This is a genomic window from uncultured Megasphaera sp., assembly GCF_958350005.1.
Lineage (GTDB): Bacteria > Bacillota > Negativicutes > Veillonellales > Megasphaeraceae > Megasphaera.
Window position 1 is genome coordinate 1 of record NZ_CATWFF010000031.1, and the last position, 15,525, is coordinate 15,525.

Sequence of the window (15,525 nt, forward strand, 5' to 3'; positions counted from 1 at the left end):
GGCATCGGGCCGTCAGCTGCGGATACGACGAGGATAGCGCCGTCCATCTGAGCAGCGCCGGTGATCATGTTTTTAACATAGTCAGCGTGCCCCGGGCAGTCTACATGGGCATAGTGGCGTTTTTCCGTTTCATATTCAACGTGAGCCGTGTTGATCGTAATACCACGTTCCCGTTCTTCCGGAGCCTTATCGATATCTGCATAGTCTTCGAATTTTGCGAAGCCTTTTTTAGACAAAACTTTCGTAATTGCAGCGGTCAGCGTAGTTTTGCCGTGGTCGACGTGACCAATCGTACCAATGTTAACATGCGGTTTGGTTCTTTCATAATGTTCTTTAGCCATTGTGCAGTTCCTCCAGTATAATTAAAATTTAGCCTTTATCGCTAATGACCTTTTCAGCTACGCTCTTAGGAACTTCTTCGTAGTGGTCAAAAGTCATTGTGTAAACACCACGGCCCTGCGTCTTGGAACGCAAATCCGTTGCATAGCCAAACATTTCAGCCAGCGGGACAAATGCATCGATATGTTCAGCGCCATTGCGCATTTCCATACCGTCTACACGGCCACGACGGGAATTCAGGTCGCCAATAACATCGCCCATGTATTCTTCCGGAACGACAACTTCAACTTTCGTGTACGGTTCCAGCAGAACGGGATCTGCTTTTCTGGCGCCTTCTTTAAAGCCCATAGAGCCGGCAATTTTGAAAGCCATTTCAGACGAGTCGACTTCATGATACGAACCGTCATAAACAACGACTTTAATATCTACCATCGGGAAGCCGGCAAGTACGCCAGTTTCCATAGCTTCTCTGACACCAGCTTCGACAGAACCGATATATTCCTTCGGAATAGCGCCGCCAACGACTTTGTTTTCAAATTCGTAGCCTTTGCCCTGTTCCTGAGGAATCAGTTCAAGCCAGCAGTCGCCGTACTGACCACGGCCGCCGGACTGACGTTTGAAGAAACCACGGGACTTGACATCTTTGCGAATGGTTTCACGGTATGCTACCTGCGGTTTGCCGACATTGCAGTCTACTTTAAATTCGCGGGACATACGGTCAACGATAATATCCAGATGGAGTTCGCCCATACCGGAAATGATGGTCTGACCCGTTTCAGCATCGGTCTTGACTTTGAAGGTAGGATCTTCTTCAGCCAGACGAGCCAGGGCAATACCCATTTTTTCCTGGTCTGCCTTTGTTTTCGGTTCAACAGCGACGGAAATAACCGGTTCCGGGAATTCCATTTTTTCAAGGATAATCGGATGTTTTTCATCGCAGAGCGTATCGCCTGTCGTCGTATCTTTCAGACCGACAATAGCACCGATGTCACCGGTGTATGCTTCCTGCACTTCTTCACGATGATTTGCATGCATACGCAGGATACGGCCAACACGTTCTTTTTTGCCCTTCGTGGAGTTATACACATACGTGCCTGCCTGAAGAGTACCGGAATAAACGCGGAAGAACGCAAGTTTACCTACGAAAGGATCGGCCATGATCTTGAAAGCCAGAGCGGAGAACGGTGCATTATCATCGGCTTCACGGTGATCTTCTTCGCCTGTATCCGGATTCGTGCCGGCAACTGGCGGAATATCCAGCGGAGACGGCATGAAGTCAACAACAGCGTCCAGAAGCATCTGAATGCCTTTGTTCTTATAAGCCGAGCCGCAGAGAACGGGGAACAACTTGTTCGTGACGACGGCTTTACGGATAGCTGCTTTAATTTCTTCAATGGAGAGTTCTTCACCATCGAGGTATTTCATCATGAGGTCATCATCTGTTTCGCAGACAGTTTCCAACATGATCTGCCGATATTTATCAGCTTCTTCTTTCATATCATCCGGAATATCAACGACTTCGATTTCCTTGCCAAGCGTATCTTCATACACTTCAGCTTTCATCGTAATCAAGTCGATAATGCCACGGAATGTCGTTTCAGCACCAATCGGAAGCTGAATGGCTACTGCATTTGCCTGCAGACGATCTTTCATCATCTGTACGCAGTTCAGGAAATCTGCGCCTGTCGTATCCATCTTGTTGATGAAGGCAATACGGGGAACATGATAATGTTCTGCCTGACGCCATACAGTTTCAGACTGCGGTTCAACGCCGCCTTTAGCAGAGAAAACAGCAACAGAACCATCAAGAACACGGAGGGACCGTTCAACTTCTACTGTGAAGTCAACGTGCCCCGGAGTGTCAATAATGTTGATACGATATCCTTTCCAGTGAGCTGTCGTAGCTGCGGAAGTAATCGTAATGCCACGTTCCTGTTCCTGTGCCATCCAGTCCATCGTTGCGGCGCCTTCATGCACTTCGCCGATTTTATGAACACGGCCGGTGTAGAAAAGGATACGTTCTGTTGTCGTGGTTTTACCAGCATCGATGTGAGCCATGATGCCGATATTTCTCGTTTTTTCCAAAGAAAATTCTCTTGGCACGATTTTTTCCACTCCTCAAATAACAAATATCAAAAAATTACCAGCGATAATGAGCAAAAGCCTTGTTGGCTTCGGCCATCTTATGCGTATCTTCTTTCTTCTTAATAGCTGCGCCAGTATTGTTAAACGCATCCATCAGTTCAGCTGCGAGCTTTTCTTTCATCGTACGTTCGCCACGTTTGCGGGCATAGCCAACAGTCCAACGGATACCGAGGGACAGACGGCGGTCTGCACGTACTTCGACAGGAACCTGATAGTTGGCACCGCCGACACGACGGGCACGAACTTCCAGAACAGGCATAACATTGTTCAAAGCCTGTTCAAATACTTCCATTGGATCTTTATTCATTTTGGAACGGATAATGTCGAATGCATCATATACGATGGATTCAGCGACACCTTTTTTGCCGTCCAGCATTACTTTGTTAATGAAGCGTGTTACCAATTTGGAATGATATACCGGATCCGGCAGCACATCACGCTTCGGCACTGGGCCTTTTCTTGGCATGTCTAATTCCTCCCTATATTATGTAAGTCATCAAAATTCATCTTAGCAGAAATCTTATTTCTTGGCTTTCTTAGCGCCGTATTTAGAACGGGACTGCTGACGGTCGGATACGCCTGCCGTATCCAAAGCACCGCGGACGATGTGATAACGTACACCAGGAAGGTCTTTAACACGACCGCCTCTGATTAATACAACACTGTGTTCCTGTAAATTGTGACCAATGCCAGGAATATAAGCTGTTACTTCGATAGAGTTCGTCAAGCGAACACGGGCAACTTTACGCAGAGCAGAGTTAGGTTTTTTCGGTGTAGCCGTGTATACACGAGTGCAGACACCGCGCTTCTGCGGGCAGTTTTTCAAAGCCGGAGCCGTAGATTTTTTCGTGGAAACTTCACGACCCTTACGAACTAATTGGCTGATTGTTGGCATATGGGCACCTCCTCTCCAAACAATTAGATTTATAATGTAATCACCAAATGGCAAAATGCCAGTAGATGATATTACCAAAATTATTTAAGCAGACCCACTGCAGCGGCCTTTACCTTGATATGGCAGGCTAGGCCAAGCTCCATCATCGTATTCGACCGGTCAATGGCAATGCCCGTTTCTTCAGCATATGCAATGAGCGGTGCAACGACTTGTTCATCACAATCTTTTGCAATGTACAGCTGGGTGACTTCGTTTCGTTTCATTGCTTTCAGCGTTTGCTTTGCCCCTACAGTCTTGCGGACATTGCTGGCTATTTCCAAGCTCACGAAACATCACTCCTTATTCGTTTTGCAAATTAGGCGCAGTCCTATCGCTGCGACACTTAGATATTTTAGCATTCCCTATTCTGGATGTCAATGTGTTTTTCGTAAAAACTGCGTAACTAAGAGATTTATTATTACACTTTTCCGTGCGTATCATATAAAAAAACAGAGACCTGAAATACTCAGATCTCTGTTGAATTTATGCTGTTAGTGTCCTGCTTCAGGAGAATGTTCAGCCAAAGAGCTGCTGTCTACAGGATTGCCGTCTTCATCTTCATAATTAATAGACGGAACCGTTTTGACAACCTTGACCTTACGGTATCTGCTCATGCCGGTACCGGCAGGGATCAGCTTGCCAATAATAACATTTTCCTTCAGACCCAGGAGCGGATCGATTTTGCCTTTAATAGCAGCATCTGTCAGGACGCGGGTCGTTTCCTGGAACGATGCGGCAGACAGGAACGATTCCGTTGCCAGTGCCGCCTTGGTAATACCGAGAAGCATGGGCTTGCCTAAAGCCGGCTTTTTGTTTGCCGATTCGAGCCGATGATTCATGTCTTCAAAGACATTGACATCGACATAATCGCCAGGAAGCAAATCGGCATCGCCAGCATCTTCAATCTTCATCTTGCGGAGCATCTGCCGGACAATGACTTCAATGTGCTTGTCGTTGATACCAACGCCCTGTGATTTATATACTTTCTGTACTTCGTATACCAAATAGCGCTGTGTCGCTTCTACACCCAGAATATGCAGAATGTCGTGAGGATTGATGGAGCCCGCCGTAATACGGCTGCCCTTTTCAATGACATCCCCTTCGTGAACGACTAAATGAGCGCCATAAGGAATGGTATAGCTCCGTTCTTCGCCGTCTTTATTGACTACATGGACAATGTGGATATCATGATGGTCTTCTTTTTCCGTAATGGATACAACACCGTCAATTTCCGTAATAATAGCATTGCCCTTTGGCTTCCGTGCTTCAAACAATTCTTCGACACGGGGAAGACCCTGTGTAATATCGCCGGCTGATGCGACGCCGCCAGTGTGGAACGTACGCATGGTCAGCTGCGTGCCCGGTTCACCAATGGACTGGGCAGCAATGGTACCAACAGATTCACCAACATTAACCTTGCCGCCTGTACCAAGATCGCGGCCATAGCATTTGGCGCAGACACCGTACCGGCTGTGGCAGGTAAGAACGGAACGAATCCGTACTTTGTCATAATATTTGGCAACTTCCTTAGCCTGATCGGCCATGATTTCTTCATTGAGCGGTACAATGACTTCGCCTGTATTCGGGTTAACCAGCGTTTCTGCTGCCGTCCGGCCTTCAATCCGTTCTTCCAGCGGTTCAATAACACCATCGCCTTCGACGATAGCTGTCACTTCGACGCCGCGGATATCGTTGTTGCGGACTTTTACTTCATCGACATCACTGGACAGAATCCGTTCGATTACGTCTTCAGTCAGCGGCATGCCGGCCGGGCATACTTCCAGGCCATTGGAATCAATAACTGCCGATTCCACCGTTTTTCCCAGCATGTTTTCGACCATTGTCTTCCGAATAGCTGCCCGGAATCCTTCTTCCGGAGCACCGAGTACAACGGTTTCAATGAGGTTCGTATGATTCATGTCATCATTGATGTCCATCTGCGTTCCCTGCAAATATAATTTGGGAAGCTTATGTTCAATAATCAGATCCATATCATCGGTAGTCAGCAAATGACCTTCTTCAAAGACCGTTTCCTGCGTTTCCGGATCTGCTGCAGCTCTGGCCAGGACGCGGCCAATCAGTTTTTCCCGCAGCAAGTTGACAGCCTGACGGCAGGAACTTGCCAGACGGGCCCGTTCACGGACGAGATCGATGCCGAAAACATCACAGTCTTCTTCACGGACAATGACGTCCTGCGATACGTCGACAAGACGACGAGTCAGGTACCCGGAGTCAGCTGTACGCAGTGCCGTATCAGCCAGACCTTTACGGGCGCCATGGCTGGATGTGAAGTAATCCAGTACAGACAGGCCTTCACGGAAGTTTGCTTTAATCGGCAAGTCGATAATCCGGCCAGACGGGTCAGCCATCAGGCCACGCATGCCGGCAACCTGACGAATCTGCTGTTTATTACCACGGGCACCGGAGTCAGCCATCATGAAAATGGAGTTGAAAGGATCCATGTTGTCCATCATGACTTCCGTAACATCTTCCGTCGCTTTTTCCCAGATAGCACAGGTCTTCCGATACCGTTCATCTTCTGTAATCAAGCCGCGAAGGTACATTTTGGATACGTTCTGAACCATCTTGTCTGCCTTGCCCAGAATATCCCACTTTTCAGCAGGAATCTGAATATCCGAAATAGCAATGGACATGCCGGCCTGACGGGCATAATGGTAACCAATAGCTTTAATATGGTCGAGTAATTCAGCAGTCTTCGTATTGCCGACTAAATGGAAGCATGCATCTACAAGCTTGCCGATCTGCTTCTTGCTCATCAGGATGCCCAGGCAGTTGACATCAACAAACTCTTTGCCTTCTTTGAAAGCGGCAACGGCTTCTTTATCAATCTTATGAGCCGGCAACGGACGGATACTCAGGAGATCGACGCCAAAGGTTTCTTTCAGCTGCGAGAAACCGTAATCCAGGATATAGCCGTCTTTATTCTTGATTTTAACAAAATGGGTCGAATCGATAACACCGTTTTCATAGGCAAATACGGCATCTTCCGGATTCGTAAATACCATGATCTTGTCCGTATGATACAGCCGCAGCGGTTCGAAGATCTGGAAGTTATACAACAGCTTGCCTGCTGTCGTTTCAATCAGACCGTGACCGGGGATGCGAACTTTAATGAGGGCACCAACATCAATAGCTTTGGCATCATAAGCCAGCATGACTTCATCATAGCTGGCAAACATCTTGCCTTCTCCATAGGCACCTGGTTTAACCAGTGTCAGGTAGTACGCACCTAAAACCATATCCTGTGTCGGAACAGCAACAGGCTTGCCGTCTTTCGGCGCCAAAATATTATGAGCCGAAAGCATGAGGGTACGCGCTTCTGACTGAGCTTCTACAGACAAAGGCAGATGGCAGGCCATCTGGTCACCGTCAAAGTCGGCATTGAAAGCAGTGCAGACCAGCGGATGCAGTTTGATGGCACGGCCTTCCCAGAGAATCGGTTCGAAAGCCTGAATGCCCAGACGGTGCAGTGTCGGCGCACGATTCAGCAGTACTGGATGTTCCTGAATAACATCTTCCAGTACATCCCATACTTCATTGCTGACTCGTTCTACTTTCTTCTTGGCATTTTTAATGTTCGTAGCAATGCCTTTTTCCACGAGCTTTTTCATGACAAAGGGCTTGAACAGTTCCAGTGCCATTTCTTTCGGCAGCCCGCACTGATGCATTTTCAGTTCCGGGCCGACAACGATAACGGAACGGCCGGAATAGTCGACACGTTTGCCCAGCAGGTTCTGACGGAACCGGCCCTGTTTCCCTTTCAGCATATCTGAAAGGGATTTGAGCGGACGATTGCCCGGCCCCGTTACAGGACGGCCGCGGCGTCCATTATCGATAAGGGCGTCAACCGCTTCCTGGAGCATACGTTTTTCGTTGCGTACAATAATATCGGGAGCGCCTAATTCCAGCAGCCGGCTCAGCCGGTTGTTACGGTTAATGACGCGGCGATACAAATCGTTCAAGTCCGACGTGGCAAAGCGACCGCCATCGAGCTGGACCATAGGACGGAGTTCCGGCGGAATGACGGGAATAACATCCATGACCATCCATTCCGGTTTATTGCCGGAATGACGGAATGCTTCGACGACTTCCAGACGGCGAATGGCCCGAACCCGACGCTGACCGGAAGAGTCGCGCAGTTCATCACGCAGTTCTTTGTTCAGTTTTTCCAGATTCAGCCCCTGCAGCAGTTCCTTGACTGCTGCGGCACCCATGCCGACGCGGAACTTATCACCGTACATATCCAGATACTGGCGGTATTCCGTTTCGGTCAGGAGCTGCTGTTTTGTCAGCGGCGTATCACCGGGATCCAACACGATGTACGAAGCAAAGTACAGTACTTTTTCCAGCGACCGCGGAGAAATATCGAGGATCAGCCCCATCCGGCTGGGAATGCCTTTAAAATACCAAATATGCGATACAGGCGTAGCCAGCTGAATATGCCCCATCCGTTCGCGGCGAACTTTGGCCCGCGTTACTTCAACACCGCAGCGATCGCAGACAACGCCTTTATATCGAATCCGTTTATATTTGCCGCAATGGCATTCCCAGTCCTTCGTAGGCCCAAAAATGCGTTCACAGAACAGACCGTCCCGTTCCGGCTTTAATGTACGGTAATTGATCGTTTCCGGTTTTTTGACTTCGCCGTGAGACCATTCGAGGATTTTTTCCGGAGAAGCCAAACCAATCCGCATGGAATCAAATTCGTTCACATCAAGCACAAATAACCGCTCCCTTCTCGTCTATTACTCTTCATCATTCATCTTATCGTCATCTTGTTCTGCTTCAGCCACTGCATCGAGACTCATGGCACTCATGATATCATCGTCTTCGCCGTTAGCCGTCGGTTCTTCAGCAGTGTCATCGCTTGAATCAGCTGCGCCGGTTCCAGACGAAACAGGAAGACTATCTTCCCCTTCCATAACCTGGCGCAGTTCATCAGCCTGTTCCGGTTCCACATCGTCGTCATCATCCAGTTCCTTAATGACCACTTCTTCGCCGTCTTCGTTGAGAATCTGCACATCCAGGCCAATAGCCTGCAGTTCTTTCAGCAGTACCTTGAACGATTCCGGTACGCCTGGTTCCGGAATATTTTCGCCTTTGACAATTTTTTCATACGCCTTGACACGGCCGACAACATCATCGGACTTGACAGTCAGCATTTCCTGCAGTGTATATGCTGCGCCATATGCTTCCAGGGCCCAAACTTCCATTTCCCCGAAACGCTGGCCGCCAAACTGTGCTTTACCACCTAACGGCTGCTGTGTAACCAGGGAGTACGGGCCGGTCGAACGGGCATGAATCTTGTCATCAACCAGGTGATGCAGTTTAAGGAAGTACGTATACCCTACAGTAACGCGGCGATCCATCGGTTCGCCTGTACGGCCGTCGTATAATACGGACTTGCCATCTTCCGGCAGACCGACTAATTTCAATGCATCAAATACATCTTCTGCCTGAGCGCCGTCAAATACGGGTGTTGCAATGTGAATACCCGCTTTATCCGGTTTCGGCATGCCGTACGCATCAAAATCATATCCTGCTTCCCGCAGTTTTGCTTCCAAGCCAGGATTCATATTTTTAATCTGTTTGCCTAATTCATGGACAGCCCAGCCAAGATGGGTTTCCAGAATCTGACCGATATTCATTCGAGACGGAACGCCCAAGGGGTTCAGTACGATCTGAACAGGTGTGCCATCGGGAAGGAACGGCATATCTTCCTGCCGCATAACGCGGGAAACGACACCTTTGTTCCCGTGACGGCCAGACATCTTATCGCCTTCATGAATCTTCCGCTTCTGCGCAATATATACGCGAACCAGGCGATTGACGCCAGGCGGCAGTTCATCGTTATTTTCCCGGGAGAAAATACGGACGTTGACAACCTTGCCCGATTCACCATGGGGCACGCGCAGAGACGTATCGCGGACTTCCCGTTCTTTGTCGCCGAAAATAGCCCGCAGCAGCCGTTCTTCCGGCGTCAGTTCCGTTTCGCCTTTCGGCGTAACTTTACCGACCAGCACATCGCCTGGGAATACGTCGGCACCGATCATGATAATCCCGTTTTCATCGAGATTTTTCGTGCTGTCTTCACTGACATTGGGGATTTCCCGGGTAATTTCTTCTGAACCCAGTTTTGTATCGCGGGCATCGCATTCGTATTCTTCAATATGAATGGATGTATACAAATCGTTTTTCGGCAAATCTTCACTGAGCAGAACAGCATCTTCGTAGTTATACCCTTCCCAGGGCATGTATGCTACCAGGATATTGTATCCCAGTGCCAGTTCGCCGCCATCTGTTGCCATCCCATCGGCCAGTACCTGACCTTCGGCAACGCGGTCATTTTTATATACCAGGGGCCGCTGATTGATACAGGTGCTCTGGTTGGAACGGACGAATTTAATCAGTTTATATGTATCAACAGAACCTGCATCGGTCCGCACCTGAATTTCGTCGCCTGTTACACGGCTGACGACGCCGCCATGTTTTGCCAGAACACAGACCCCGGAGTCACAGGCAGCTTTATATTCCATCCCTGTGCCGACAAGAGGAGCCTGCGTGCGGAGCAGAGGCACAGCCTGACGCTGCATGTTTGCCCCCATGAGCGCACGGTTGGCATCATCGTTTTCCAGGAACGGAATCATAGATGTACCGACAGATACGACTTCCTTAGGAGATACGTCCATGAAATCGACGCGGTCACCAGGGAATTCACGCGTATCTTCGCCGTGACGGCAGGCAACGCGTTCATTGACGAAATGGCCGTCTGCAGTCAGCGGTTCATTGGCCTGGGCAATGATATACTGTTCTTCTTCATCAGCCGTAATATAGACAACCTGGTCCGTAACGACGCCAGTTTCCTTATCTACCCGGCGATAGGGCGCTTCAATAAAGCCAAATTCATTGACCTTACCGAAACATGCCAGCGAGGAAATGAGGCCGATGTTCGGGCCTTCAGGCGTTTCAACAGGGCACATGCGGCCATAATGGGAATGATGAACGTCACGAACTTCAAAGCCGGCACGTTCACGGGACAAACCGCCAGGGCCAAGAGCACTCAGACGGCGTTTATGCGTAATTTCTGCCAGCGGGTTCGTCTGGTCCATGAACTGGGACAGCTGGCTGGAACCAAAGAATTCCTTAATTGCCGCAACGACAGGCCGAATATTGATAAGCACCTGAGGCGTAATGCTTTCTGCGTCCTGAATGGTCATTCGTTCCCGGACAACCCGTTCCATTCGGGTCAGACCAATGCGGAACTGATTCTGCAGCAGTTCGCCAACGCAGCGGAGACGGCGGTTGCCCAGGTGGTCAATATCATCGATCGTTCCAAACCCATCCATCAGGTTGAGAAGATAGTCGATGTGAGCAATAATGTCTTCCCGCGTAATCGTGCGGTGGTCATAGGGCAGATTGCTGTTATTGCAGATAATCTTGTATACGGAGCCATCTTGCTTTTCGACAAATGCTTCTACCAGGCCATCGCCGGAGAAAACGCCGCTTTCCTTGATCTTTTCCACTTCTGCCGAACCGATTTCCGTATGAGCATCAATGACGACTTCACCGGTTTCGGCATTGACGATTGGTTCATGAAGGGTAAGACCAAAGAGACGCCGTTCCCAGCCCAGCTTCTTGCCGGCTTTATAACGGCCGACGCGGGCCATATCATACCGCCGGGGATCGAAAAACAGGCCTTCAAATAAATTGCGGGCACTTTCTACAGTAGGCGGTTCACCGGGACGGAGCTTTTTGTAAATTTCAACTAATGCTTCATCCTGGTTTTCTGTCGTATCTTTTTCAAAGGTTGCCTTCAGTCGTTTGTCATCAAAGAAGAGATCCAAAATATCGGCATTGGAAGACCAGCCGAGTGCCCGGATCAGAACCGTTACAGGAATTTTACGGTTCCGGTCAATACGGGCATATACAATATCGTTCGTATCTGTTTCCAGTTCAATCCATGCGCCGCGGTTCGGAATAACCGTGGAATTATACAGCCGAATACCCATGGGGTCAATTTCACGGCCATAATATACGCCAGGAGAACGAACAAGCTGACTGACAATAACACGTTCTGCCCCGTTGATAATAAACGTACCTGTATCTGTAATCAGAGGAAAATCTCCCATAAATACTTCCTGATCCTTAATTTCCCCTGTTTCATGATTCACCAGGCGGATCTGGACGCGAAGCGGAGCGGCATAGGTCGTATCCCGTTCTTTACATTCGCGGATGTCGTATTTCGGTTCCCCCAACTTAAAATCTTCAAAGGATAAAGATAAATTACCCGATGCATCTTCGATAGGAGAAATGTCTTTGAATATATCCTTCAATCCCTTTTCAAGGAACCATTCGTAGGACTTGTTCTGCAAATCCAACAAATGCGGCATTTTCAAGACCTCGTTAATCTTAGCATACGTATATCGAGTTCTTTTCCCTACTTGTACAGGTTTGAACATGCTGATCCTTCACCCCTTATAAAAAGTACACCATATAGATAGCGTCGCAAAAACATCCGTAAAGCGACAAAAAAGCAAGGCTCTTTAAATACCCTGAACCTTGCTTAATTTTTTTGCTTTGCGGAAGTTTTTCCTCCATGTATCTCACAATATCATTGAACATTTTTGCAATGAGTTATTATAGCACATGTTTTATCTTCCGTCAATATGTTATTGAATTATTTTTTACGCACCATGCACTTTTGCCAGCGTATACTTTTTCTTGCCCTTGCGGACAATGACATATTTGCCATTAGAATTCTTATGAGGCGTAACCACTTCGTCCAGCCCTTCTACTTTCACACCGTTAATGGTAACTGCGCCATGAGTAATATCTTCCCGGGCCTGCCGTTTGGACTTGTAAATCGTCGAGTCGACGAGCCAGTCGACGACGTTCTTTGCTTCGTTCGTCACATCCACTGTCGGCATTTTGCCGAAAGCCTGTTCCAGTTCGTGTTCCGTCAGATCAGCAATGCTGCCGTGGTACAGGGCTTCCGTAATATTGCGGGCTTCCTGCAGCGCTTCCGCACTGTGAACAAAAGTCGTCACTTCTTCAGCCAGACGGCGCTGAGCCAGCCGTTTTTCCGGTTCCGTCCTGACCGATTCAGCCAGTGCGGCAATTTCTTCCTGACTGAGGAAGGTGAAGTATTTCAGATATTTGACGACGTCAGCATCATCCTGATTGAGCCAGAACTGATAGAATTCAAAAGGCGAAGTCTTTTCCGGATCCAGCCAGACAGCGCCGCCGGCAGTCTTGCCGAATTTCGTTCCGTCCGACTTCAGCATGAGGGGAATCGTCAGGCCATAGGCCTGAGCGTTGCTGCCGTGCATCTTATGAATCGTATCGATACCGGCTGTAATATTGCCCCACTGATCGGCACCGCCAATCTGCAGCTGCACATCGTGGTGAACAAAAAGCTGTTCAAAGTCAATGGACTGCAGAATCTGATAGGAAAACTCCGTAAAGGATATGCCGCCTTCGAGCCGGCTGGAAACGACTTCTTTAGCCAGCATCGTATTGACGCTGAACAGCTTGCCGTAATCGCGCAGGAAGTTGAGCAGATCAATCTTGCTCAGCCAGTCGTAGTTATTGACGAAGGAAATATTGGACGAGTCGCCAAAGAGGTGCATAAACTGGGCCTTCAGCTTTTCTGCATTTTCATGGATTTTTTCAATCGTCTGCAGCTGCCGTTCTGTTTTGCGTCCGCTGGGATCGCCAATAACGCCGGTGCCGCCGCCGATGACGACATAAGGATGATGGCCGGCCATGGCAAACCGCTTCAGCATCATAAAAGGAATGAGGTGCCCGATATGCATGCTGTCACCTGTCGGGTCTACGCCACAGTATAAAGAAATGCTCTTTTCTTCCGTCAGCTTACGCAGTCCCTCTTCGTCTGTCATCTGATTGACAGCGCCACGCCAGGTTAATTCATCAATAATATTCATCGAACCCGCTCCTTTAATATCATTATTTTAAACCGTAAGTTCTTATACTCATCAATGTATCCAATTATACCTACCTGGTCTGCTTCCGTCAATAAAGAGACGAAAACTTTTCCGGCCACATATGCCAATGGCAGGCACGTATAAATATCATCTACTGCACGGACTGTTCAATAATCCAGCCCTGACGATAGGCATTCAGCAGGGCACGAAGGTCATCGATCATTTGAATCAGCTTTTTGCCGTTATCCGTATCGCCAATCATGACTCGTTTGGGTTCCAGTTCAACCTGAGTAGATTCTGAATCAATATCGGCATTATTCATAATAGCCTGACGCACATCTTTAAAAGGATAATGGGCTTTAATGCGAATGCCATGAGAATTAAAAATGAGCGTATACCCGGCAATGCCTGTCGAACCCTGATAGGCTTTGCAGAACCCGCCGTCAATGCAGATTTCCTTACCTTCTGCCCGAATGGGACTTTCCCCTTTCTTGACTTTTACCGGCGTATGGCCGTTAATAATATGGCCCTGCGGCGAATCGATCCCGAATTCGTGCAGTATTTTAACGCATTCTTCTTTCTGCCGGTTCAGGCGGTAATAATCATTTTGCGGTTCCTTCCACGTTTCCTGATCGGCAATGTAACTCCGTTCAAAGGTCTTGACGACTCGGCCCGATACGGGAGAATCGATGCCGCACCACAAGTACCACATATAGTCCAGGCTGTTCGTATCCCGTTTCTGATAGGCCTGACGGGCAATGAAGTCCACCATATCCATAAAAGCCTTGCCTTTATAAGGCTTGCCGTCCAGAAACACTTCTTTAAAGGTACCGTCCGGATTCAGCGGCACCCCGCCATGAAAGAGGAGATTGTTATTATAGCTGCGATACAGCGAGCCATGACTGTAGAAAAAGCGTATATGGCGCTGGAGCCGTTCACTTTCCAGAAATTCCGACTGAATCGCTGCAATGATCTGATGTTCTTCCGGCGACAGTTTATACGGATCTTTTGGATCTACTGTAGGAAAGTCTGCCGTCGTCAGCGGATATGTTTTCCCATTCAGCTCAATCTTTCCTTCCTGCCAGTTAATGGTATGGAACAGAAGGCGATCGTCCATGTTGTATTCCGGATGGCGAATAATAACCTGCCCTTCCAGTTTGCACAACATGACATTAATTGCTTTCACCATGGGATCGATGCCGTCATCTTTCGTATACGTCGCCATGGCAAACAAAGCCAGGGGACGGAGACTGATGCCATAGCCGCTTTCCAGTATTTCCAGGTTATGATACCGTACATTATTGCGCAGCGCATTAATGATGCAGGCCTCACTGCCGGCAGCAGCACCCATCCAGAGGATGTCATGATTGCCCCACTGAATATCCATAGAATGATGATGCATAAGGTAATCGACAATTTTATCCGCATGGGGACCGCGGTCATATACGTCGCCAATAATATGCAGATGATCGACGGCCAGGCGCTTAATCAGAGCGGTCAGGGCATAAATAAACTGCCGCGTACTGCCTGTCTCCAGAATCGTATCCAGTATTTTCATATGATAGACCCGACGGTTTTTATCTTCGTCAGGCTGGGCATGGAGCAGTTCGTCAATGACAAAGCGAAATACTTCCGGCATGGCCTTACGCACTTTGGAGCGCGTATATTTAGAGGACAGCAGTTTTACCAGCTGTACCAGGCGTTCCAACGTTTTCAGTGCCCATATATCGGAAATCACATGTTCCCGCTGAAGCATATCCAGCTTTTCCTTAGGATAATAAATAAGGGTCAGCAAGTCATCCCGTTCTTCTGCCGTCATAGACTGGGAAAAAATCATGTCCACCTTTTCACGAATGACGCCGGAACAATTATTCAGAATATGGTAAAATGCCTCATATTCTCCGTGGAGATCACTCATAAAATGTTCCGTCCCCTTCGGCAAATTCACAATGGCCTGTAAATTAATGATTTCTGTAATCGTCTCTGCCTGGCTTTTATAATCCTTTGAAAGCAATTCCAAATACCGCAGGTATTCTGGTGAATATTTTTTACATGAATTCATAGGTCCATAAGCCCCTTTTCTGTAGTATTAGGTTATACGTTTCAGCAACACGTATGCGCTCAGATATACTTATTGTACAC

Annotated in this window: 9 protein-coding genes; all 9 read right to left on the reverse strand. The window is 48.3% G+C overall.

From position 1 onward, the window contains the following. Window positions 1-341: GTP-binding protein (locus Q3886_RS03185; RefSeq protein ID WP_301859722.1), on the reverse strand; the 341-nt coding region annotated here is incomplete at its 3' end. A gap of 28 nt (window positions 342-369) precedes the next feature. Next, the gene (gene fusA, locus Q3886_RS03190; protein ID WP_301859723.1) at window positions 370-2,442 is read right to left on the reverse strand and encodes an elongation factor G; all 2,073 of its coding nucleotides are present in this window, start codon (window positions 2,440-2,442) and stop codon (window positions 370-372) included. A gap of 37 nt (window positions 2,443-2,479) precedes the next feature. After that, complete coding sequence (gene rpsG / locus Q3886_RS03195) at window positions 2,480-2,950, reverse strand: 30S ribosomal protein S7 (RefSeq protein ID WP_006941712.1); 471 nt, start codon at window positions 2,948-2,950, stop codon at window positions 2,480-2,482. Between the two features lie 54 nt (window positions 2,951-3,004). Beyond that, the gene (rpsL, locus tag Q3886_RS03200; RefSeq protein ID WP_301859724.1) at window positions 3,005-3,379 is read right to left on the reverse strand and encodes a 30S ribosomal protein S12; all 375 of its coding nucleotides are present in this window, start codon (window positions 3,377-3,379) and stop codon (window positions 3,005-3,007) included. 80 nt (window positions 3,380-3,459) lie between these two features. After that, window positions 3,460-3,705 carry a ribosomal L7Ae/L30e/S12e/Gadd45 family protein gene (locus tag Q3886_RS03205; RefSeq protein ID WP_301859725.1) on the reverse strand — a complete coding sequence of 82 codons (246 nt, stop codon included), beginning with the start codon at window positions 3,703-3,705 and terminating at the stop codon, window positions 3,460-3,462. A gap of 204 nt (window positions 3,706-3,909) precedes the next feature. After that, the gene (rpoC, locus tag Q3886_RS03210; protein ID WP_301859726.1) at window positions 3,910-8,160 is read right to left on the reverse strand and encodes a DNA-directed RNA polymerase subunit beta'; all 4,251 of its coding nucleotides are present in this window, start codon (window positions 8,158-8,160) and stop codon (window positions 3,910-3,912) included. A 24-nt stretch (window positions 8,161-8,184) separates the two neighbouring features. After that, window positions 8,185-11,898 (reverse strand): DNA-directed RNA polymerase subunit beta, encoded by a 3,714-nt coding sequence (gene rpoB, locus Q3886_RS03215; RefSeq protein WP_301859727.1) that lies wholly within the window; start codon window positions 11,896-11,898, stop codon window positions 8,185-8,187. Window positions 11,899-12,123: 225 nt separating this feature from the next. Further along, the gene (gene tyrS / locus Q3886_RS03220) at window positions 12,124-13,383 is read right to left on the reverse strand and encodes a tyrosine--tRNA ligase (protein WP_301859728.1); all 1,260 of its coding nucleotides are present in this window, start codon (window positions 13,381-13,383) and stop codon (window positions 12,124-12,126) included. Between the two features lie 151 nt (window positions 13,384-13,534). Beyond that, on the reverse strand, window positions 13,535-15,445 hold the full coding sequence (locus tag Q3886_RS03225) for a fructose-1,6-bisphosphatase (protein WP_301859729.1): 1,911 nt from the start codon (window positions 15,443-15,445) through the stop codon (window positions 13,535-13,537). Between the last annotated feature and the right edge of the window lie 80 nt (window positions 15,446-15,525).